Consider the following 25146-nt stretch of genomic DNA (forward strand, 5'->3'; position numbering starts at 1 on the left):
GGTTCTTATAATATCACAACTGGACTACGTTTTGGACGGGACTTTTCGTTTTTTTCGGCGTGTGCGGATTCCGCTTTCTTTCCCTTCTTGATACGATAGCACGCTGCAGGGCGATGAAGGCAAACAAGAGGAAGCCGATCACGATTTTCGTCCACCAGGAGCTTAACGACCCTTGAAACATAATCATCGTTTGGATAACGCCAGCACTCAACACCCCGAGCATTGGACCTACGAAATAACCAAATCCGCCTGTAAGCAGGATGCCGCCAATGACACACGCCGCAATAGCGTCCATCTCGCCTCCCATCAAATGAAGACCATAGCCGGACAGCATGTAGAACGTAAACACAATGCCGCTTAATGCTGAACAAAATCCGCTAAGCGTATAAACCGCCAATTTGGTTACATACACAGGAAGACCCATTAATTCCGCAGATTTCTCATTCCCGCCAATCGCATAAACATTTCTGCCAAACGCCGTATATCTTGAAATATACACAGCTGCAGCGACGGTGACTAACGCGATAACGACCCCGATAGAAATAGATCCATCCCCTGGTAATGGAATTCTGAAATTGGATATGGCGCTATAAATGGGATTATCAATCACAATACTCTCAGGGCTGATTAAAAAACACGTGCCACGTGCCAAGAACATGCCCCCGAGGGTGACAATCCACGGATGAATATGGAAACGGCAGATCAGATAGCCTTGCAATAATCCAAATATGGTACCTAGCAGCAATACGCTTGGCATAACAACGAATGGATGAATACCGGTTCTTAACATGACGGCGGAAAGCACACTGACCAAAGCAATTAATGACGCTACTGAAAGGTCGATACCGCCTGTCACAATAACAAAAGCAAGGCCAGTCGCGACAATAATAAGAAATGCATTATCAACAAACAAGTTCAGAAATACTTGCATAGAGAAAAAGCTGTCAAACATCGCGGAGCCTGTTCCATACAACGAAATGAACAATAGAATCGTGGCAAGAATGGTGATGTTTGAGGATGTAATTTTAAGCGGCATTTTCATGAACAAGCACCTTCTTTCCCGTTTTTCTGCTAAACGTACGACTGAACATATCTCTTAAAACATCAGATTGGACTAAGCTGACAAGAATGATAACGACTGCCTTGACAACCATAACGGATTCCGATGGCACGCCTAGCGTGTAAATGGTCGTCGTTAAGGTTTGGATGAATAGAGCGCCTAACACGGTGCCGCCTAAGTAGAAACGTCCGCCACGCATCGAAGTACCGCCGATAACAACGGCTAGGATCGCATCCAGTTCGAACCATAAACCAGCGTTGTTGGAATCAGCGCCTGTAATGTTCGAGCTAACAATAATGCCGGCAAGGGCTGCGCAAAATCCGCAAATGATATAGACAGACATCATAATGCGTGTGGAATTGATGCCGGCAAATTCACTCGATACGCGGTTGGAACCAACGGATTCCAGGAACAATCCAAACGCCGTTTTCCGTGTGATCACATGTAAAACAACAAAAACAACGACAGCCAAAATGACGGCAAAAGGCAAGCCAAGCAAATAGCCCCCACCTACAAAGCGGTATGCTTTATCGGAAATCGTAATGATTTTCCCGCCGGAGATTAGCTGTGCGATGCCTCGCCCTACGGTTAACAAGATAAGTGTGGCGATCATCGGTTGTATTTTCAACTTAGCTACGAGCAACCCATTCCAGTAACCGCACAGAACGCCAATTCCCAAGCCTGCCAATAAGGCTAAAGCGAACGGAACATGCTTTTGTAACAGAAATGCTGCTAAGGAAGCGGCTATCGCCAGTACGGAGCCTACCGAGATATCGATCCCTTCTTTGGCAATAACGAGCGTCATACCCAGCGCAATAATGAGGATCGGCGTCCCCCGGTTTAAAATATCAATCAAACTTCCAAATAAATGCCCATCTTGTATCCGAATATTGAAAAACCCTGGGGTAAATAGGGCATTAAATAGCAGGATAATAGCGATCCCTAATGAGGGCCAAAACAATTTGGAGCGGATCGCATTATGAAACATGCTCTTTAGCGGTGTCATTTTTATACCCTCCCTCTGCAATCATCTGCATAATTCGTTGTTCACCGATTTCGTTTCCATTCAGCTCACCGATGATTTGGCGATCCCGTAATACCAGAATGCGGTCACAGCAGCCAACCATCTCTTCCCATTCCGATGTGATCATCAGAATCGTCATTCCTTCCGCAGCAAGCGATAAAATTAATTTGCGAATTTCCGCTTTGGAGCCAACGTCAATACCGCGAGTCGGCTCATCTAAGATGAGGAGCTTCGGTTCTGTCGCTAACCACCTCGCCAAAATCGCCTTCTGCTGATTCCCACCGCTGAGCTGATCAATTCTTTGCTCCATGCTGGAAGCCTTAATACTCAGCAGCTTCATGTAATAATCTGCTATTTCCTGCTGTTTGCGAAGCGATAAGTTATGCAAGAGTCCGCGTTTGGCTTGCAGAGCGAGCACAATATTTTCCCGAACCGTCAATTCCCCGATAATGCCTTCGACCTTACGCTCTTCCGGGCAGAATGCTAAGCCATACTCGATCGCTTTCTTTGGAAACATGGTGCGGATCTTATCATTATCGATCGTCATTGCCCCTTCATCCGCCTTATCGATGCCAAAAATCAACTTTGCGATTTCCGTGCGCCCTGAACCGAGCAAGCCTGCCAGTCCTAAAACCTCTCCTTTGCGAACCGTAATATCGAATGGCTCCATGGAGCCTCGACGTCCTAATTGTTTCGCTGACACCCACACCTCGCCTTTTTTCATTCCGACAATCTTGCTTTGCTGCTCTTCGTCATTCCATTCCCGGCCGATCATCTTGGAAATCAAGTTAATTCTCGGTAATTCTTCGGTTAAGTACTCGCCTACTAGCTCACCGTTTCTCAGCACGGTAATGCGATCGGATACCTCATAGACTTGATCCATGAAATGTGTAACGAATACGATAGCCATGTCCTCGTCCTTCAGTTTCCTCATAATTCGGAAGAGCTCCTTGACTTCTTGCTGATCAAGACTGGACGTCGGCTCATCCAGAATGAGCAACCCGGAAGAAATATCTACGGCGCGTGCAATCGCCACCATCTGTTGAATAGCTACAGAAAACTCGGAAAGCGGCTTGGTTACGTCGAGCTGGATGCTCAATCGTTCCAGAAGCTCCTCCGCCTTACGGTTCAAGGCGTGCCAATCGATGCTTCCTCCGCGCTTACGTGGTTGACGGCCGATGAACAAGTTCTCCGAGACAGATAAATTCGGACATAGATTCACTTCCTGGTAGACCGTACTGATACCTAATGCCTGCGCATCTTTTGGCGACTTGATGTGCACTTCCTGACCATTCAAAGTGACGATGCCTTGGTCCATCTCATGCACACCTGTCAAAACTTTAATCAAGGTGGATTTCCCTGCGCCATTCTGTCCCATCAAAGCATGAATTTCTCCTCTTTTAAGCTGAAAATCCACATTCGTTAAAGCTTTGACACCAGGGAAAAATTTACTCACGCCAGTCATCGTTAATACAGGTTGCTGATGCATGCCTCTCCACTCCTTTAATATTCTTGGATGAACGAAATCAAGAGCTCCGATTGACTCTTGATTTCGTTTAAATCTCTATTTATCTTAGTATTTACGGTTTGGCAGAGCGTCAATTGCTTTTTGACCTGTGAATACATCTTCATTGGATTTAATCCATTTTGGAACCTGTTTTCCTGCTTTCAGGTCTTTAGCTGCTTGGAACAATTGAGGTCCGAGAAGCGGGTTACACTCAACAACCGTGTTCAGCTTGCCTGCTTTAACCGCTTCGAAAGCTTCTTTGATACCGTCAATGGAAACGATTTTCACGTCTGTACCTGGTTTTTTACCAGCTTCTTCAATCGCTTGAATTGCTCCTAGTGCCATATCGTCGTTATGCGCATATACGCCTTGGATATCTTTACCTTCTGGGGATTTCAAGATCGCTTCCATCACTTGTTTACCTGTTGCACGGTTGAAATCACCGCTTTGCGATTTCACGATTTTAATGTTCGGGTGATTTTTCATTTCATCGTCGAAGCCTTTTTTACGATCAGTCGCTGCGCTCGCACCCACTGTTCCTTCCAGCTCAACGATATTTCCTTTGTCTCCAAGGTGCTGAGCCATTGCTTTTGCGGCATTTTGGCCTTCTACGATAAAGTCAGATCCAATGAAGCTTGTGTATAGATCTTCGTTCTTTTTGTCGATGCCACGGTCAACGAGGATGACCGGAATTTTGGCATCCTTCGCTTCTTTCAGAACAGCTTCCCAGCCTGTTTCTACAACAGGAGCCATAGCGATTACATCAACCTTTTGGGCGATAAAAGAGCGAATGGCTTTAATTTGGTTCTCTTGCTTTTGCTGCGCATCAGAGAACTTCAAATCGATGGTTGGATCAGCTTTCGCTGTGTCTTGAATGGATTGCGTTTCCGCACCGCGCCAGCCGCTCTCGGCTCCGATTTGGGAGAAACCAACCGTAATTTTGCCATCTCCTGCTTTTGCTGCTTCTGCCGCCTTCGTAGCTTGAGGCGCTGTTGAAGCGGTTGTCGTTTCTGATGTTTTAGCCCCGCAGCCTGCGACCAGAGACATAATGACCGTTGCTGTTACAAGTGCCCCCATGATTCTTTTTCTTTGTACCATTTGTGTTCCTCCTCTTAATAATTATTTACAACCTTAGTGTAATATTTAACGTAGTAAAGGTCTTTACACGCAAAAGTCATTTTTTGCTTTATTCCGTCATACTGGATGGAAATCGTGAAAAAGGGATCGGATACCAGTAGCAACGGGAACTGGTTGTTGGCGTGGGAGGAATAACGGACTAAACACTAAACCGAAACGCAAAAGTAAAAGCCTAGCCCTCCTCCTCCCGCCAGAGGGAACTACAGGGCGTTATTCTGGCTAAAATAGGCGGTTTTGGCGCTGGAGGGGAACTACAGGGCCCTATTCGCTTGACAAAGTCAGGACTTCAACCAAAAATAGCGAGATAGCGGACCGTAGTTCCCCCTGCTGAATCAATTAGCTTTATTTTGACCAATTAGCGGACCACAGTTCCCTCCCGCAAACTCAAGGTGAGGCGAAAGTGAGAGCTTAGCCTCCCTCCTCCCGCGCCAAACAAAAAGTCCGGCCAGATGAGTGGCCGGACAGTTGTTTATTGCATGATCGCTCTAGCAACAATGACAAGATCTGCGATATCTACTTTGTTATCCATGTTGATGTCTGCTTGCTTCCCTACAGCGTCCCAATCCGCGTCGCCCTGCTTCATCCCATACGAGGCCGCGACGATCGCTAAATCACCCACGCTAAATCCTCCCGAGTTAAGGTCGGCATTGATCTTCTTCGCTTCGAAGGCAGTAACCGCCTCTGCCAGCCTGTCAATCGCTGCAATCAACTGCTCCTCTGTCGATGCACTATTGCCTGCAACAAGCGCAGCTTGATTGATAGCTGCTTGCAGGGCCGCTTTGGCCCCTGCCGCATAGAAGCCATGCTGCGCATCTTCTACGGCTTGATCATGCCTCGTTTGAGCCGAAGCGATTGCTGCCAATAGGGCCGCTTTGTGCCCCGTTGGATTTGCTGGCTCTTTAAGCTCGAGAATAAGCCTATCGACCTCTGCAAAGTTCGTCTTTTTGGTCAACTTAATCGTATTTATACCTTGATTCAACGTTACCGTTATGGAAGACGGATTGTAACGACCCCATCCGAACTGTTTGTAGTCAATAACTTGATAAGCTCCATTGTTGACGGAAACATCATGCTGGGAAATGACAGTGCCTCCCGTTCCGTTAGAAGCCATGACCGTCATAGCATAAGTACCCGCTTCTACGTTGACGTTAAATAAGATATAGTCGCTGCCAGCCGTGTCCACATAACCGACAACTTTGCCCCCAGAAGCGTCATCCGAATTGTTGATTCTCGCGTTTCCGCCTAGAACAGCATCCTCAGCCTCGTAGCTGTACATGGAGATAGTCGGTGTGCCAGATGGTTCCTGGACTACTGCGCCATAGGCGACCGGTGTGCCAAAGTTAGGCGTGCCATCCTGGTTCCAGGTGAATTTCTGCGCTCGAACGGTACGATTCCCCCAGCTTCCGCCGGAATTAAGATCAGCATGGTAAACGATCCAATCCTCTGTACCATCCGGGGATTTCGTAAAGGTGTTATGTCCCGGACCGAATGCTCCCGGAGCTTTGCTGAACACAGGACCCGACTTCGTCCAAGATGCAGGATTCAGCACATCACCATCTGTATTCGTCAACATGCCTAATGTATAATCATCCGTCCAACTGCCGCTTGCTGAATAGACGATAAAGATTTTATCATCCTTCATCAAAATTTCCGGAGCTTCATTAATGCTAGGCGGCGTGCCTATCAACTCCCATGCTTGATCAGGCTTGGACAGCAGCACTCTAGGACCGCTAATCGTCCATGGATCGCTCATCGGCGCGATGTATAAGTTTTGGCTCACATTGGTGTCGCCTTCCCAACCAGACCACACGAAGTACATCGAATTATCGCTTTTTGTTAAGACCGTGCCGTCAATAGCCCATTTCTCTGTGGCATCTGCAATCTTTCCTTTCATCGTATAAGTCCCTTGTGCGTCTTGCGAATCGCCCTCAATAACATACATACGGTGGTTACTATTGTTGCCGTCATCCGCAGCGAAATAGATATACCATTTGCCATTCAAATACTGAATTTCAGGTGCCCATAATTCCTTCGAATACATTTGTCCAGTAGGCGGTGTATAGACCGTTACGCGAGGTGCGATCCCGATATCCTGAAGGCGTTTGGCCTTCGCCACCTGAATCAAGCCGTCATTCTCAGATTTCACATAATAGTAGTAGCCATCCTTAAATACAACGCTCGGATCTGCCGAACCAGCACCGCTTGAGACAGGTACGATTGGATTTTTGAATGTACCGCTATCCGTAACCGTCACTATTGCAGAAGCGCTCACGCCTCCTGCTGCCGTAACCGTAATGCTCGCTGTTCCTCTATTAATCCCTTTCACGTATCCGTTACTATCAACTCTCGCCGTACCTGTGTGGCTGGAGCTCCACGTAAGCTGCTGACTTGAAGCGTCTTCAGGCGCGATCGTAGCCGTCAGTTTTTTTGTTTCGTCCACCTTTACAGTTAACGATGCCGCATCCAAAGTAACAGACTGCACGCTTTTCCCTGAATAAACAGGCGTTAAGGCTTGTTTGGTTAAATTGGCATGCGACCATTTGACATGTAGACTTGCATCGCCGGTTGCATGCACATACTCGACTTTAACCGGATACTGTTGTCCAGCAGTTAATGAAATCGTTCCGCTTTTTTCTTCTCTTGTACTGCTAGTTTTATTAACGACTAGTAGCTCGCCAATCCACACTCTAGCAATGTTGTCACTATCAACGTAGATCGTATGCGTTCCTGTATTCGCAGGCTGCACAGTCCCCATCCATCTCGTCGAGAAATGGTCTTCACCAATACCAGCAGTTGGATCGGAAGCTCCTGTCCCCTTCTCATTACCAAGGTCATAATCAATTTTTGGCGTGATGGACGTTTTGGCTAACGACATGAATTGATCATCTTTGTAATAGTTCACATTGAATACCGGCAGCGTATCGAAAGCAGCGCCAGTCAACGCTTTAATATCGTTCACGTCCCAAGGGTGCCCATCTGGATATGCGATCCCATGGAAAGGCATAGACGGCTCCGATGTCAGTGGATTCGTATCCGAGCCCCAAGGGAAACGTGTGTTATCCCGGCCAATACCGAACTCCCACATGACGTAACCAATGCCTTTATTCCCATAGTGCTCCACAATGCCTGGAACGGATTGCGTCGATCGGTTCATCGCTTCATCCGCAAGAATTCCCTTGCTGACCCCGTAAGGAGTTGGGTAATCCGACTCATACGGATGCCAAGTGATGAAGTCTGAAGTGGCTTCACCGCTAAATTGACCGGCTGTTGAAGACACCGGGTGCACGGTATCGATTTCTTTGATCCAAATCCGCGCATCGTTCATAATCTGCTTCGTAATTTGATCCATTAAGCCGCTTTCGCCATTGCTTGGTTCATTATAAATGTTCCAGAAAGCAATTCTCGAATCGTTCTTATGCGCAGTCACAATGCCTTGTACATATGCTTTCAAATCTTGTTTGTTAGCCGCATAGTCGGCTTTCACGGCATCACCTGGACCTTCCACCCAACGGCTGTTATGCGCACCGTATCTTGGTGCCGGCTGAGGCCCCATAACCGGAAAGTCATCCCAACAATCGTCGAAAAAGGCAAGCTCAACCTTGATGCCGTGTTTGTCGGCAAGCGCCAGGAAATCTTCTAGATTAGCAAGCAGCTTCGTGCTGTTATCTTTCCAAAGCAAGTTATGCACGAATACGCGCACAAAATTGATGCCATACATTTCCGCATATCCTAATTCACGGTCGTTGATGTCATGATCGTACACATTCCATTGCTGAATCTGATTCACAACATTCGTTGGCACGAAAACTGCGCCTTTTACCCATGACCAATCATAGGTCGGCTGTTGAATCTCACCCAAATCTTTGACAAAAAGATTGTCATAGCTGGTCGCAACGTAGTGCGCTCTGACACCGATAGCTCCCGTGCTGTAGGAGGTATCTACCGCACTAACGATATGCTCACCATCGATATAAATATCGATATGGCTGCCTACTGCCGTCACCTTCATATGATAGGCTCTATTTTGCTGGATCGGGTACAGAATGGAGGCAAGTTCTTTCCAGTTGTTGTTGAATTTGCCCAATTGAATGCGTCCGTTAGAAGTTATTCCTGCAAAATAGCCCTTCAAATTATCCCCGCCATTGCTAGGATCCGTAACGCGGAAGATTAAACCTGCATTATCGTTATTCACGCCGTCTTTCATGGTTATGTCAGCTTCGTATTCGAAGTTGCTGAACGAAGTGCCATCCGCTACTGATTTGAAGCCAGGACCTTTATCTGTAACTTGATAAGCCTTGCCGGATACATGCCATGTGCCTTGGTACGTCTTCCAGCCGGCAGCATTGTCATCGTTAAAATCATCCGAGAAGGTACGGCTGACTAACGTAAACGTGGCGCTTTGCACGGTTGAATCGAGCATGCCGCTTTTGGCAGCATAGGCTTTCACCGTTGTTGTAGCCGTCAAAGTGATAGGTCCACTGTAGATAGGCGATGCAGCTGTAGGGAAACTGCCATCTAAAGTAAAGTGTATATCGGCACCTGCTGTCGAGCTCGTCAACGTGACGATTTGTGTATTAGGAAAAGTAACTGATGCTGGACTAATGACTGGCGCTGCAACTGGCAGCAAAATTGTCGTCAACCGCTTCAAAGAGACATTATCATAGGTAACCGCTTTATCGTCATTCCATGCTCTCAGCCCGACAGTACCAGATGCGTACGTTGCGTCTGTAAAATCAAAGGCAAGCTTGTCATTCACATAGATGTAAAAACGTGTCCCGATCCCGATGACTTTCAGATGGTTATAAGCATTCGGGTTGACACCGCTCACAACCGTTGAAGCGATTGGCGTCCAGGTGCCGGACGCACCTGCTGTGCTCATTTTGCCGACTTCAAGCTTCCCGGCAGCGTTCATACCTGCGTAGTACGCATTTACTTTATCTACACCGTCAGCAGGCGCCGTTGCTCGGAAAATGACTCCGCTATTATTAGCGACCGCATCCTGCGGGTTCACATCCACTTCAAATACAAAATCTTGATAAACCGCATCTACAACGGACTTTGCGCCTCTTGGATTCACAGCCATGTAGCTGTAAACGCCTTGCGTTACTGACCATGACGTCGGGGCACCAACTGCCGCTCCCATGTAATTCGTCCAGCCGTCCGCAACGCCATCGTTAAAATCATCGGTGAACACTTGTTCACTTACCGCGATAATATAGGAGGACGTAACCACATCCGAGACCATTTCCCCTGCATTTTCAGCATAGGCTTTGAGAACCGTGTCAGATGTTACTACGATAGGTGACGTATAGACAGGTGAAGCAGCATTCGGCAGCGTACCGTCAACCGTGTACCGAATAGTCGCCCCTGCTGTCGCCGAGGTGATTGTAACGTGCTGCGCACTGTCATATACCCCAGACGATACACTGAACTCAGGCGCAGCTGTCGCCGCAGCGCTATACGCTTTGGCTTCAAGATTGTCGAAGGTCGCCCCTCCCCACCATGTTCGAAGACCAATCGAACCGGAGGATGTGATCTGCTTACCGTCGTTATCGATAAAGTCAATCTTCGGCGTAATCATATCCTCAACATAAATTTGAATGTGATTGCCTACCGCGACTACTTTCATATGACCGCTCGCGTAAGGATACGGTACTTTCTGTAGTTCCTTATATTCGTTGCCGCCTGCGCCCGTTACCCTGGAAAGCATAATAGTCTTGTCTACACGCAAAGCAGCGAAGTAACCATTATAGCCATCCGGCACGTTCCCCGTTGGCGTCGTGACCCGGAACAAAAGCCCCGATTGATCATCATTGAGCCCGGCAACTTGGAGATCCGCTTCATAAACCAAATCTTTGAAGCTTATGCTTCCAACTACCGTCTTTAAACCCGGTGCGCCTGTCGATTTGTACTGCTTAGCTGCGTTGACGGTCCAAGTGCCTCTATTTCCCGCATCCGCTGACCCATAGGTTGTCCAGCCATCAGCATTGCCATCGTTAAAATCCTCTCTAAATACAGGCAATGGATCTCCTGCTGCCGCCGAAACCGAGCCAACGGGCAGATACGTAACAACCATGCACAAGAGCAGCATATACGCCCATACTTGTCGAATCTGTTTGTGTTGAAATGCAAATACTCTGTTCAAACGAAATCCTCCCCCTTAAATCGCCTATGTAACCATGCTGTGCTTATCTTAATAATGAAGGACAAAGCACTTTTTGTATTTAGATTATTTGGCATTCCTTTATACTTTTCAGACAAGAATCCGATCTAGCAAACTAGCGGGAATCCAGCAATGGTGTTGCCAAAGGGAACTGGGGTCCCCTGAATGCCAGCGCCATATTAAAAGACGTTCTGGACAGATCCACCTAGTGATCAGTCCAGAACGTCTCATCGTACGTTTATCGCAGAATTTTTTGCGCCATGATTGCTAAGTCTACAATGTCTACTTTGTTATCGTTATTCAAATCTGCTCGCTTGTACTTCTCCCACTCTGCATCCGTAGAAGATTTCCCATAAGCTGCTGCTGCAATGCCTAGATCCGCGATGGAATATTTGCCGTCTCCATTCGTATCTCCGGGACTAGCTGGTATGATTGCATTTAAGAAGCTGTCGAAAGCCTCACGCAATGCCACGATAGCTTGCTCGACTTCACTTTGTGTCGATGAAGCCTTATCAGCCACTGCTTTCGCTTGACTAATTGCTGACCATAGCGCAGCTTTCGAGCCAACAGGATACTGGCCAGGGCTTGTGCCTTCTGTTGCGGCTTGATGCTTATCTTGTGCCTGAGCTATCAAATTGTTCAAGGCCGCTTTGTCAACGACGGTAGCGATTTGCAAGCTGTGAGTAACACTTTCGAGTTGCGTTTCTACGCCTGCAGCATCAGCCATAACTGCTTTCGACAAAGTAATGTTTGTGCTGCCCGGTTGTGCCATTGATTTCGCTTTCCACTTCAGCTTCAGCAAGTGATCGTTGATATCACCAGCTCCCAAATTGACCATAATGATGCGAATGTGACCAGGCGTTTGCAATTGATCTACAACCTTAAATCCTTCCTTCAGCTCATCGACACCAACATATTCCACTAAATTAGGGTCGTAGCTTAAGTTCAGATCCTCGGCGTACACACGCTCAGTAACACTTGTGAATCCTAGTTCAACATCGAACGGCTCACTCGCCTGAACTTCGGCAGGACCTGTCAAAGTCGCAGAAGCTGGAGTCGCTGGTTCTGTTACAGCGGCTTGCAGCGGTCTGACCACAATATAGTCAAGCTCGTAGAAACCGGTGCCTTTCATGAACGTGATCGCGTTGGAGCCCTCGTTCAGTTCGACTTCCACGGGGATCGCCATGAACCTTCCCCACTTTTGAGTGCCTTGGAGCTTGAACGACTGTTCCTTGCCGTTTACGAGCATTTTACCTGTCGCAGCCGTGAAATCACTGCCATTGGCAAACCATACATCAACATGATAGGTGCCGGCTGCAGAGGCCTGAACATCACCAAACTTCACATAACTATCCGCAAAGTCAATCTCACCCACATAGCTTTTACCAGACGCATAATTGTTGTTTGTATTCACTTTCGCTTTGAACAGCTCGGCTTGTTCAGCCTCATATTTGATGGATAGGGCGGCATCTGGATTCTCGGTCACTTCCGGGAAATAGCTGACTCGCAAGTTCTCCGCTCCGAATGGAACCAGTGTAATATTCTCCGTTGGTTCCGTTGAAAGCAACGGCCCAATTGGCGGTTCGGAAGCTTCTACATTGTTGGCTGACTTGCCCCATGTAGGAATTTTCTTCGCTTTTGCAATCAGCTTGACTGGACTTGTCGCCTGAATGAACGGATTCTCAGGCATAGGTCCCTGCACAACCTCAATGGATGCTTCCGGATGTTCACGGTCGATCAATAACCCGTAGTTCCATGGTGTTTTGGAAAGCACACGGAATTGGCTGAAGCCAAGCGCTGCGGCATTAAATCCTGGCGCTGCCGCAATTGGATTCGATTGTACTTGCCAATCTTCTTCCACTTGAAGTGAGAACACGAGTGGACCGCGTTCGATCCCGACAGAATTGTTCACCCACGTCGATGTTTTCAGCTTCATTGGCACCGTCAGAACGACATGATCACCAGTCGCCCATGTTCTGTCGATCGTTAGGTATTCTCCAGCTTTCACAGCTGGCTGAACTTGGCCATTCACCGTTACCGTTGGTTGTTCCGCCCATGCCGGGATTCTTAACTTGAGTGGGAAACTTACAGATTCTGACGTGTTCACTTCGAACCCAATTTGATCCTCAAAGGGATAGTTCGTTGTTTCTTCTACCGTTACATTGGCGTTCTTAATTTTGGTCGATACGCGGCTTGGGCCATAAGCAATGACACCAAGTCCGCCATCATTTGTAGCCGCCCACATATTTTTCACAAAATACGGCCAACCCATATGCATATTAAAGCGACAGCAAGGGAAGCCGGAAGTTGGAGAAGGCATCATCCCGTTATCATAGTTTTGCTTGAAGCCATGATCCGCTAGATTGCTCTCAACCTGATTAGGCAATGAATAATACTGATGAAGCTTCAAGTCCTTATCCATCGCGCCTGGCAATGAATTGAAGGCAATTTTCTCAAGCGCATCACCAATGTGAGGATCCCCGAGAATCATAGCCGCCTCTTCATTACTTTGCATCCGCTCGGTAATCGCGCAGAGCTCTACTCCCTGCGTAGATCCGATACCCGCCAGCATCTCTGTACCGGAAGGCATTCCCGTAATTTGCGTGTGCTTATTCAAATTCGTTACGCCCGCTTGGAACGCATCACGATCCACATTGTCGTGTGATCTTTGATAGTAAACAGCAGGCATTTTAATCGCTTCATTCACGTTGACAGAATGGGTCGGTTGGAAGTCATTGCCGAAATTCTGGAAACCGTCATTTGTAAACGTATCTGTAATGGGATAGCCTTGATCGGCAAGCGTATCTGCCAACTGCAATAAGAAAGCGTCGTCTGTCCGGTTATATAGCCAAAGTACCGTATCGATGTTGTCGCCGACACGCACCTTGCCCCAGTCTCTGAGTGGACGTGCTGGTAATTGTGCGGCTTGATAATGGAAATAGTTGGTCATAAATGTAAGCACTCGTGCATCATTCGTAGCTTCATAGTAGTCCTTCATGACATAAAGCGCGACCATGCGAGGCCACCAATCATCACTGCTTTTGGGTCCAAATGAACCGTCCGCTTGCTGGCTGGCCAAGATGGCTTCAATCCATTTCTGGGATTTGGCAATTAAGTTCTGATCTTTCAATGTGTAAGCTAGAGGAACTAACCCCTTCAAATAATAGACTGGACGCTCCCAGTCCGAGTCTGGCGCTGTGCCGCCAAGCCACGCAGCATTCGTACTGAGTTCTCCGTACAAATCCTCGGCATAGCCGGTAGCCCCGTCGCGCTGAAGTTCAAGCTGCTTCAGCAGCCAGCCTTTGGCTTCAACCGAACCAAGCGGCAGCGGGATAAACGGCGTTTGTACCAGCGGATCCTTGTTCGCTACAGGTGAGGTGAACTCTTTGCCTGGCACCACATATTCGCTGGCGATTACATTATCGAAGCTCGGCTGCGCACGGTAACTTCTTAAACCGATTCCGCCTTTGGTATATTTCTGCGGGCTGTCGTCTGTATAGACGAGAACCGGCTTCTGTGAATCGTTGACATACACTTTAATGTCATTCTGATAAGTAATGACCTTCATGTGATAGTATCGATTCGGATCCATCGTGTCGAACACTTTTACCTGCTTCAGAGGGGTCCAGTTATTGTTCATTCGTCCAAGTGTGATCTTGCCATCACCGCTTAAACCGGCGTAGTAGCCCTTCACATTATCTGCCCCAGGTGTTGCGCTTTGTGTCTTGAAGAGCAGTCCTGCATCGCCTGTACCTGTGTCACTCGGCAGTTTAATATCGCTTTCCAGCGTCATATCCTGGAATTCTGCGTCTTGCGCAAGTATTTTGTAACCGTCACCTTTATTAACGGTTATGGCTCCGGATTGCATTTTCCAGTTTCCATCTACCAGATTCCAATGTTCAATCGTTTGTTCTGCCGGCGTATCGAAGTTATCGGATAACAACGTATCGCCTCCCACGGATTTTACGACAATATTGTCGTACGAAGGCATTGAGTTGTACATTCTAACGCCAACACTACCTTGCGTGTATGTATTGTCAGTTTGCTGCAAAACCAGCACATCATTGACATATACATTGATTTGACTGCCTACAGCAGAAACTTTCAAATGATAATCCGTATTCGGATTGATCGTTACAGCCGAACGCTTTAATTCCGTCCAATTGTTGCTCATACGACCGAGCATGACAGCACCGGTGCCAGCAGCGCTAAGCCCTGCATAATAACCTCGCACATTATCAGCACCTGGTGTTGCACTTACTGTTCGGAATAGCAGACCAGCGTCTCCGTTACGATCAGCCACACGAATGTCAGACTCTATTGTAAAGTCGTTCATGTCATCCTTGTTGGAAATCGCCTTATAACCTTGTCCTTTCGCTACGGACAGTCTGCCAGCGTCAATGGACCATGGGCCCTCAATGGCATTCCATGTATCGTTAATTTTCATTTTGTCGAAATGATCTGCAAAGTAACCCGGTATGGTTTCCGCTTCCGCTGCTTGCACCGGATAAGGAGATAGCATGGTCAAATATAAAGCAAAAATAAGTAGTTGGACGATTACCGTTTTTCCTTTTAACACAGGACACCTCTTTTCTTAAATTAAATTAGACACTACCTAATCCTCACATCAGCCACTTTTGTTTGTAGGTCGTCAGCCGTCAAGCTGTCTCCTCCTTTCCAAAAAGTAGAAAGCATTCAAGGCTCCGCAAGATGCCTGATCTTTTCTTCCAGTTCTAGCGGATCTACCATATGAAACGTGTCCAACACAAAGCCATTTTTATCGATTAGAAAAACTGTCGGCAGTGCATGAAGCTGATAGAGATCAGCGGCATGTTTATGCTCATCCAGCAGGATCGGATACTTGAGATTATTCTGTTTGACGAATTTCTCAATATTTTCCGGTTTTTCTTCGGTGGACACGTTAATACCAAGAAAATCAACTTGATCCTTATATTGTCCATACAGTTTACGCAGTGTAGCGACCTCAACCGAGCAGGCTTCACACCAACTAGCCCAGAAATGAATCACAACCGGCTTCTCCCGTTTGCCCCCAATCGTGTGATACGAACCATCCAGTGCTTTTAATGTAAAAGAAGGCGCTTTAACATCACCCGTTCCTGGCTTCTCCCCCGAGCTTGCCAAATTTACAATGCTCTCCAGCTTATGGACATCCAATCGCTGGCCATCGCCGCCTGGATTAGGTTCCGTACTCTTGTTTGCGAAATGCAGGTACACTGGCAGGCAGCTTAGCAAGATAATGCCAACTAGCACACTGATCATTTTCTTCATTTGAACCTCTCCCTGAACGTTGTTTACTCTGATTATATCCGCGCGAAAAAATGGCGTCTTTACGCGATTAGGCGAAACTTTGCGCGATTCTGACAAAAGTTCAGGGCAAGGCACACTTCTTTACAGAAAAAGCCGCCTAACCACATAAGATCCTGAGGTTAGGCGGACTTTACTAAGCGTTTATTGCAAAATTCTCTGTGCCAGCGCTGCCAAATCGACAAGGTCTACGCGACCATCGTTGTTCAGATCTGCTTGTTTGTACTTCTCCCAATCGGTGTCATTCGATGTTTTACCGTAAGCGGCTGCAACAATGGCGAGATCGCCGATTGAGTATTTACCGTCACCATTCGTATCCCCAGAATTTCCAGAAATAACCGAGTGGATGAAGGTTTGCAGCGCATCATTCAGTTCAGCAACCGCTTGTGCGACTTGCGCATTCGTCGCATTCGCATCGTTAGCAACCAGGGTAGCTTTGTCGATAGCCGCTTGTAGTGCCGCTTTAGCACCAGCAGGATACTGACCAACGGCTGTACCTTCTGTTGCCGCATCGTGCTTACTTTGCGCTCCAGCGATGAGTGTGTTCAGCGCCGTTTTGTCCACAATAGCAAGAATGCGAATGCTTTGAGAGGCGCCATCCACGGCGGTTTCTACGCCTTCTCCGTTTGCCAAAACAAGATTGGAGAGTGTAATCGTACTGGTAATATCCTCTCCAGTAGCCTTTGCTTTCCAATGAAGCTTCAGCAAATCGCCATTCATGCTCGTATCGTTCACATTCACTGTAATCAGACGAACCGCACCTGGCACTACTTTCTTATCGAGGAGTGTTAAGCCATCTTTTACGCTTTCGGCGGATACAAATTCGAGCTGGTTTGCGTCATACGTAACGCTCAAATCTTCTGCATACACACTTTGCGTGACACTGTTCAAGCCAATTGTCGAATCAAACGATTCCCCGCTTGAGACCGAGGCAGGTCCGGTTAACGACGACGTCGGATCATTCACGATCGGGCCGACCGAGAAATAATCGAACTTCGCCGGGATCGACGTCCCATCCGTAGCAGAGAAAGCGTAGAATCCAACTTTGGGATTTGTTAATTGTACCGTAACAGGGTCTGCAGCCTGCTTCCAGCTAGAACCGTCCCAATAATAGGTCGTATAAACATTACCTACCTTACGGATTTGCAGGTACGATGTATCGTAGCCTGGATGTACCGCCATATGACCCGCTTTGGTATATGCGGCATTTTTCTCAAAAGCGGATTCCAGGGATTTGCCCGTGGCGCCGTCTGTATCCCACACATGCCCAAACTTCATATAATTATCTTCGTCCTGCCAAACGAGCAGCCCGGCTTGCTGGAAGTTCTTCCTTACCTGCGCATCTACCTTCGTAGTGATGACAAAATCACCGCTAGGCGCGTTTTGCAAGAAGGCATTTTTTAGTGCATTCGAATTGCCAAAGCTATCGCCCGTGAGTGTCTGAATCGTTAATTTGCCCGGATTGGCCGTCAGGCTCCAATTGGCGTTATTTTGACGATAAATGCTCCAACTGCTGTTTAGCGTGGTGCTGTCAAAGTTATCCACCGTGGAACCTTTTGGAAGCGGATCATTCACACCAGCGAAAACTTTATCTTTCTCAGCAGTTAGGCTATTAAGTGCTTGCTGGAGGCCGCTCGCAGTGGCATTAGTGTCTGCAAGTACCTGCTTAGCAGATTGAATGACACCTTGGAAATGATCCACCACAGCTTGCGGATATTGGCCTGGCTTAGCACCTGCGGTGAGCTTACTGAAAAGCTGCTCAGCCTCTTGAATGCCGCTGGACAAATCGCCAGCCGTTACCGTGCCGATTAACTCGCGGTGAGCCTTGGCTATCCGATCAAAATCGAGCTTTTCCACCTTGCGGTCATAAGAAAGCAAACCGTTAATCTCATACTCGACGTCGGTAATTTGGGTATAGATCGCTGCGCTCAAGCCAGGATTTCCTTTGAGATTTTTCAGTTGATTGATGTAATCGATGTATTTGTCCGTAATCTCTTTTTTACTTTTCATCTCTTGATACGAGAACACGAGCGGACTCCATTCATGTCCTGGCGTATGTAGACCAAGGCCTCCGTATTCCCCGAGTACAGCAGCACGTGTATCCGATGGCTTCGGGGAGTTCGGAGATGGGTAAGCGTGCATATCGACCAAGTCGCCTGCGCCGGAATCCTGCCAACCGCTCGCGTTATTAATGAGGCGCGTTGGGTCGAGGCTTTTCACATAATTGGTCGCATCCTTTGTCTGTTGTCCGCCCCAATCGAATTCGCCCCAGCCTTCATTGAAGACTGTCCATTCAATAATCGACGGCACGCTGCGCAGCTGATCGACCATTTCTTTGTATTCCTTAAGCCACTGCGTTTTGGCAGCTTGTGTAATATCCGCGCCATGGTTGTTTTGACGATCCTCCAAGCTCGGCATATCCTGCCAGACGAGGACGCCTAGCTTATCCGCCCAATAATACCAGCGAGCCGGCTCTACTTTAATATGCTTACGGATCATATTCATACCGATTCGTTTCACGGCTTGAATATCAAATTTCAAGGCATCTTCGGTCGGAGCCGTGTAAATGCCATCCGGATAGAAGCCTTGGTCGAGCGGCCCCATCTGGAACACGAATTTGCCGTTCAGCAGCGGTCTAGTAATACCGTCTACTTTTCCAAGCTTGATCTCCCTCATCCCAAAATAACTATTAGCCTGATCCACAACTTGATCCCCGTTTTTCAAACGGACTTGTAAATCGTACAGAAAGGGATCATCCGGCGTCCAAAGCCTAGGATTCGGAACAGGAACCTGCAGCTCCGTGCCAGCGGGACCGCTGATTCTTCCTACTTCCTGACCGTCCTTCATCGCAATCGCTTCTACGGTCAAATTGTTAGCAGCCCCTGCAGGAACGGTTAATTTCAGCTTTTGATTCGTAAGATCAGGAGTCATATCCAGCTTCTCGATATGAGCCTGAGCGACAGGCTCCATCCAAACGGTTTGCCAAATACCGGAGACGGACGTGTACCAAATGCCTCCCAGCTTTTTCACCGTTTGCTTACCGACAGCTTGATCTTCACCCATATCCGTATTATCCAGCACGTGAACGATCAGTTCATTGTCGCCTGCTTTTAATTGATCGGTGATATCGAAGCTAAACGATGTGTAACCGCCTTTGTGCTCGCCGACCTTTGCACCATTGACATAAACGGTCGTCAAATAGTCGGAGGCGCCGAAGTTCAGCATTACGCGCTGGCCGTTCCAATCACTTGGAACCGTGAATGATCGCTTATACCACATCAGATTTTCTACACGTTTGATGCCCGAAAGCACCGATTCAGCAGCAAAAGGAACAACGATTTTCTCCTTCAACGTTTGTCCGGTTGGGAGCGCCTCTCCGACTTTAGCCGATTGGAACTGCCATTCCCCGTTCAGATTCTGCCATTTATCGCGCACGAGCTGGGGTCTAGGGTATTCAGGAAGTACATGATCCTTATCTACTTGGCTCGCCCATGGCGTCGTGATTTGATAGGTAGAGTTGTTCTTCAGCATTTTATCGAATGACTGGACCACTCTGCCATCCTGATCCTCAAGGCCGCTTTGCCCGTCATAGCTCGCCTTAACTAACCAAACATCCTTCGAATATACCGGATATTGGAAGGTAACCACGATGGTGCTGCTATCGCCTTGTTTGAGCGCTGCCGAAGCGATCGGCCAGTCGCTGCCCATGACATTCACCTTAAAATGATTAACGAAACCTTCTGGAAGCGATTGCAAAGGTTTATCCACTTTGACTTCGGCCGTCGCTCCATCAACAGCTACGCTGCCTCCATAGGAGAAACCGCTTGGCGGGGTAAAAGCCTCAGTCGGTATGGCTGATTTCGGTAGGGAAGGACTCGACCATCGCATGTGAAAGTTCGATCCGCCCGTATTTTCAAAGTATTCAACCTTTATCGCATATTTTTGTCCGGCAACCAGGGGAATCGGCGCTGCGACCTGCTCCTTATCCCAATCGTTGACCCAATGATCAATGACCAGCTTATTGTCAATCCAGAGCCGGAAGCCGTTGTCCCCAATGATTGAGAACGTGTAATTTTCGGAAAACTGGGGTTCGATGAAGCCGCTCCAACGTACATTCACATTATCCTGCTGCCCGGTTAAAATCCCAAACGCTGGGTCCAAGTTGCCGAAGTCCAAATTGGGATCAAGTACGGTTGACTTTAACGTGCCAAAGTTAAACTGCGGAGAGCCCAAACTTGTATAGTACTCACCTTTTAAGCCGTGAACGACAGGCTCATTCGCCACTTCCGCAGCCTGTGCTTGAAGGGTCATGAGCGGAGCCGTTGAGATCGTACCGAATGCACAAGCGGCAATAAGCAGCTTATTAAACGTCTTCTTTAACTTCATGCTATTCTAGCCTCCTGATCATATAAATGATGAATGGGCGAGAGCATTGAGAAGCCTCTCCTTTTTCTGCACATGAACTCCTTTCATCCAATTCATTGGAAGATTACAGATACATTATGTAACAATAAAGAGAGGAAGTATTTAGGATATTCCGCCTTTTTTTACGTTTTCTTGCCTTTTGGTCCGCGGGGTGTAAACAGCAAAAGGGAGATTGCTCTTAGGCAATTTCTGCCGATCAAGCCCCTCCCTGATGTTCTTCCTCACTTATTTACCTATGATTATTGTACATTCAACAGTTTATAAATCAGCATGGCCGCTTGGGCGCGATTCGTAAATTCCTTTGGATGAATCCCCTTGCCATAACCATCTACCAAGCCCATCTCTACAAGCGTTGTAACACTCTGTAGCGCGTAACTCGAAATATCTGAAACATCGTTAAACGAATCAGCTAAAGAAGTCCCTTTACTTGCTGGGAGTTTATTGAGCGCTTTTAAGGTACGAGCCGTAAGGGTCATCATGTCCTCTCGGGTCACAGACGCTCTCGGATCGAAGTTATTATACTCGTCACCTTCCACAATGCCTAAGCTTCTCGCAGCGGATAAGTGCTCATCGAAGTACTCGCCCTGCTTCACATCGTCAAAGCGCTCGCCTGAACCGCCTTTTACCTCCAAGGCTCTCATCAGAAGAACCACATAATCGGCACGAGTAACAGGCTGCCTCGGACTGAAAGTACGCTCAGCCGTTCCATTCACAATCCCCTTCTCAGCCAGGAAGGCAATTGCCGTTTTGGCCCATGTGAAATCGCCTAGATCATCGAATGGGAACAAACCGTTAATCTCAACAGCCACTTTGGCATTCGACTGCTGATCCGTACTAGCCAGAATGGAATCGACCAATTTGACCTTACCGATCGCCAGTTCAGCATTCCCATCCTCGATTGCTTCAAATTTTAATTTGTACAAAATCTGCTCGCCATCGTCCCCCTTCGTTCGGCCTACGCGTGTGTGCGCGAGTTGAATATGGTTATCTTTCACTATGGGAGGAACAGAAAATCCAGGAATCTCCGTCGTTGCTTCTTTTAATTTCATCTGCTTCGGATTGAAGTCCAAATTGATTTCGTACGCATAGACATCTTTTAGCTGATGCCCCGTTACAAGAACCTCCACATTTTCTCCCTTGGACGGCTTTTCAGTAAGAACAGTCAGCGTATACGAGGGTGAATCCTCTGCAGAAACTGATACTGATGCCCCTAAGATCATCGTTGCAGCCAAAACGGTCATTAAACTTCTCTTTTTTACTTTCACGTTGGAGTGCCCCTTTCATTTCATTAACTCCAATATAAAAAAATCTAGCATTCATGTATTTAGACGATCAGGTGTAAATTTGCTATTTTCGGATATTTTGCGTAAAACAGTCAGGCGCGGGCTAGCGCATCGATATTCTGACGGCTCTCCTTGTCTTGGCCTTGTACTGTACTCTACCGCCACGCCCCACCATGCCATGCACCGCCACGCCCCGCCACGCCACGTCCCGCCCCGCCACGCCACGTCCCGCCATGCGATGCACCGTCATGCCCTTCATCACCATGACCGGCCACGCCACGCCATGCCCTGCACCACCGCCTCGCCCCGCCCCACTTAAATAAGGGAACTCCGTTCCCTTATTTAGCCGAAAAGCGGCGTTTCGCCTGCTGGAGGGGAACTCCAGGGTCTTATCCGCCCTAAATCTTCCAATTTCACGCCCAAATGGCGAAATAGCGGATCCTAGTTCCCTCTCCCTCACTCAAACGTTTGTTTTCAGCAAAATAGCGCCCTGTAGTTCCCCTACAACATCGCCGAGCTCTGAAACCACGCCCCACCGCATGAAAATACACAAAAAGCCGGACACAGGAAATTAATCCCCCTATCCGGCTGCCTTTTACCTCTATGAACATGTCGATTTTAGTAATACTTCGTGCCGAGAAATAACGAGCCAATTGCAGCAAAAGTTCGAATTAGTCGCTCTGCAGCATTCTCAAGTAAATCGCTCGTACGAGCCATGTCCTCCTCAAGTGTCTCGAGACCGTTCATTGACCGTATTTATCAATTCCCCCTGTAAAAAAGCAGCCACATTCCCTGCAGCAATGTCCATCAGTCGGCTCCGAGCCTCAAAGGTTGCCCAAGCTATATGCGGCGTTACCATACAGTTTCTGGCAAGCACAAGCGGATTGTCCTTATCTGGCGGTTCGATGGATAGCACATCCAATGCTGCACCCGCAATTTCCCCTTGATTTAGAGCATCTGCCACGTGCTGATCAACAAGCAGACCTCCCCGCGACGTATTGATGAGGAAAGCTGTCGGTTTCATAAGGGCGATCCTCTCAGCGTTGAGGAGGCCTTCCGTCTCTGGCGTGAGCGGGCAGTGCAGACTTACGAAGTCAGAAACGCCAAGCAGCTGCTCGAGTGGAACACGTTCCACGGATTCCTCACCTGCATCCGGTGCCTGGCCTTCTCTGCCTGCGACCAGCACGCGCATGCCAAAGGCCTGCGCCAATCGGCTAACCTGCTTGCCTATGCGTCCATAGCCGACGATCCCTAACGTTTTTCCCCCAAGCTCAATTTGCGGGCTAACGGTATAGCAAAAGTCTGGCGATTCCGCCCAGCCTCCCGCACGAACACTATCTCCGTGCCGGCCGATTCTGTGGCAAAGCTCCAAAATCAGGGCGAAAACGAATTGACCCACAGAATCCGTCCCATATGTTGGCACATTGGTCACGACAATTCCTTGTCTTGAAGCAGCTTTGACATCAACGACATTATAGCCTGTTGCCAAAACCCCGATATATTTCAATCGGCTTAATCCGTCCAATGTCTCCCTCGTGAGCGGTGTTTTATTCGTCAGCACGATATCCGACTCCTGAATACGTTCCTTTATGAGCTCAGGCGGCGTTCGGTCATAGACCGTGACAGTACCAAGTTCCCCTAGCACTTTCCAACTCAAATCTCCGGGATTTAGCGTATAACCGTCGAGTACAACAATTTGCATTTCTCCACCTCTTGATTAATACAGCGTATAAATGACCTTATTCTCCGTATAAAATTGCTGATTCGTACTTCCAATGGAAAAAGCGCCAAAACCCGAACGCTTAATGCCCCCAAACGGCATATGCGGTTCACTGGCTGTGCCATGATTAATGTGCACCATACCGGCTTCAAGGCGTAGAGCAAACTCGTTCGCATCACGCAACTCATCAGTGAATACCGATGCGGCTAGGCCATACTCGGTCGCATTGGCGATGCGTACTGCGTCCTCTTTCGTATCTGCCTCAATGACCGTAAGAACGGGTCCGAAAATTTCCTCGCGGGCAATGATCATCTCTTCGGTTACCTTCACGAACAGAGCTGGTTCCATGTAAGCCCCAGTTTGATAATTACCACCAGTAAGCACTCTGCCACCGTATAACAGCTCAGCTCCCTCTTCTTGGCCCAGTGAGACATAGCGCTGTACGGATTCCAATTGTTCTTTATTCACGAGTGGGCCCATATGAATCCCCGGCTCCCAAGCCGGACCTACACGCAGTTGTTTAATCTCTTGCAGTAAAGCCTCTATTAGTTTCTCTGCTTGCGATTTGAGCACGACAACTCGGCTTATGGATGTGCAGCGTTGACCCGAGCAAGCAAAGGCCGCAGACACAATCTGCTTCGCTGCTCCCGCCAGATCTGCGTAATTCAAAACCACTGCAGCATTCTTACCGCCTAGCTCCAGCTGAGTTCGCGCCAAACGCCCGGCAGCTGTTTGTTGAATCCGCAAGCCAAGATCCGTCGAACCCGTGAAGCTGATTCCTTTCACACGCGGATGTTTCGTCAGAGGATCTCCGACTCTTGCTCCTCCGCCTGTCACCATGTTCACAACTCCGTTAGGCACTCCGGCTTCTGTGAATAACTCCATGAGCCTTGCTGATGCCCATGGTGTTGCAGACGCGGGTTTGAACACGACTGTACAGCCGTAAGCAAGCGCAGGCGCAATCTTGCGAACTGGCGTAACAACCGGAAAATTCCACGGTGCTATAGCAGCAACTACGCCGATTGGATAACGGACAACCGTATTCCGTACATTCCGGCGTTCACTCGGGGCTGTTTCGCCTAAGATCCGTGACGCTTCCCCAGCAGCAAAACGGGCTTCTTTCGCTGCCCGGGCCACCTCGCCACGGGATTCGGCAATGGTTTTTCCCTGCTCGGCAGATAACCGGAAAGCCAGCTCATCGCGATCAAGCTCTAGCAAGTCTGCGAATCGCAGCAGAATTGCCCCCCGTTCCGGTCCTGGCACAGCCGACCAGCTTGTGAAAGCAGCATCAGCCGCTTCAACTGCCCTGTTCACATCCGTAGCATCGGAATCAGCAAAATAACCGAGTATCCTTTCATGCTCTGCAGCGTGGGCGACTTGAAATGTACCTCCCCCCTGTGCGGACTTCCATTCACCATCTATGTAGTTGCCATAGTTCTGACCGGCGGCTTCTTGCAGCCAATGAAGCATTTCATGGTCTGACATCACACATTCACTCCTTT

General features: G+C 48.2%; 11 protein-coding genes. All 11 read right to left on the reverse strand.

The window, feature by feature from the left end:
* Positions 1-13: 13 nt before the first annotated feature.
* A complete protein-coding gene (yjfF, locus tag AC58UW_RS21045) occupies positions 14-1042 on the reverse strand; it encodes a galactofuranose ABC transporter, permease protein YjfF (protein WP_497422563.1) in 1029 nt (342 codons plus the stop codon).
* Positions 1026-2066, reverse strand: coding sequence for an ABC transporter permease (locus AC58UW_RS21050; protein WP_497422564.1), 1041 nt, complete (start codon positions 2064-2066; stop codon positions 1026-1028). Before AC58UW_RS21050 ends, yjfF begins: the two co-directional genes overlap by 17 nt.
* A complete protein-coding gene (locus AC58UW_RS21055) occupies positions 2038-3573 on the reverse strand; it encodes a sugar ABC transporter ATP-binding protein (RefSeq protein ID WP_497422565.1) in 1536 nt (511 codons plus the stop codon). Before AC58UW_RS21055 ends, AC58UW_RS21050 begins: the two co-directional genes overlap by 29 nt.
* Positions 3574-3657: 84 nt before the next feature.
* The gene (locus tag AC58UW_RS21060; RefSeq protein ID WP_497422566.1) at positions 3658-4689 is read right to left on the reverse strand and encodes an ABC transporter substrate-binding protein; all 1032 of its coding nucleotides are present in this window, start codon (positions 4687-4689) and stop codon (positions 3658-3660) included.
* A gap of 508 nt (positions 4690-5197) precedes the next feature.
* Complete coding sequence (locus AC58UW_RS21065) at positions 5198-10873, reverse strand: family 43 glycosylhydrolase (protein ID WP_497422567.1); 5676 nt, start codon at positions 10871-10873, stop codon at positions 5198-5200.
* A 256-nt stretch (positions 10874-11129) separates the two neighbouring features.
* Positions 11130-15470: a 3-keto-alpha-glucoside-1,2-lyase-like domain-containing protein gene (locus AC58UW_RS21070; RefSeq protein WP_497422568.1), complete on the reverse strand. Its 4341-nt coding sequence runs from the start codon at positions 15468-15470 to the stop codon at positions 11130-11132.
* A 116-nt stretch (positions 15471-15586) separates the two neighbouring features.
* Positions 15587-16180 carry a TlpA family protein disulfide reductase gene (locus AC58UW_RS21075; protein WP_497422569.1) on the reverse strand — a complete coding sequence of 198 codons (594 nt, stop codon included), beginning with the start codon at positions 16178-16180 and terminating at the stop codon, positions 15587-15589.
* Between the two features lie 180 nt (positions 16181-16360).
* Positions 16361-20602: a beta-xylosidase family glycoside hydrolase gene (locus AC58UW_RS21080; protein WP_497422570.1), complete on the reverse strand. Its 4242-nt coding sequence runs from the start codon at positions 20600-20602 to the stop codon at positions 16361-16363.
* Positions 20603-20880: 278 nt separating this feature from the next.
* Positions 20881-21906, reverse strand: a complete 1026-nt coding sequence (locus AC58UW_RS21085) for an S-layer homology domain-containing protein (RefSeq protein ID WP_497422571.1) — start codon at positions 21904-21906, stop codon at positions 20881-20883.
* A gap of 742 nt (positions 21907-22648) precedes the next feature.
* Complete coding sequence (locus AC58UW_RS21090; RefSeq protein ID WP_497422572.1) at positions 22649-23626, reverse strand: D-2-hydroxyacid dehydrogenase; 978 nt, start codon at positions 23624-23626, stop codon at positions 22649-22651.
* 15 nt (positions 23627-23641) lie between these two features.
* On the reverse strand, positions 23642-25129 hold the full coding sequence (locus AC58UW_RS21095; RefSeq protein ID WP_497422573.1) for an aldehyde dehydrogenase family protein: 1488 nt from the start codon (positions 25127-25129) through the stop codon (positions 23642-23644).
* Positions 25130-25146: the final 17 nt, after the last annotated feature.

Source organism: Paenibacillus sp. J22R160, assembly GCF_059692135.1.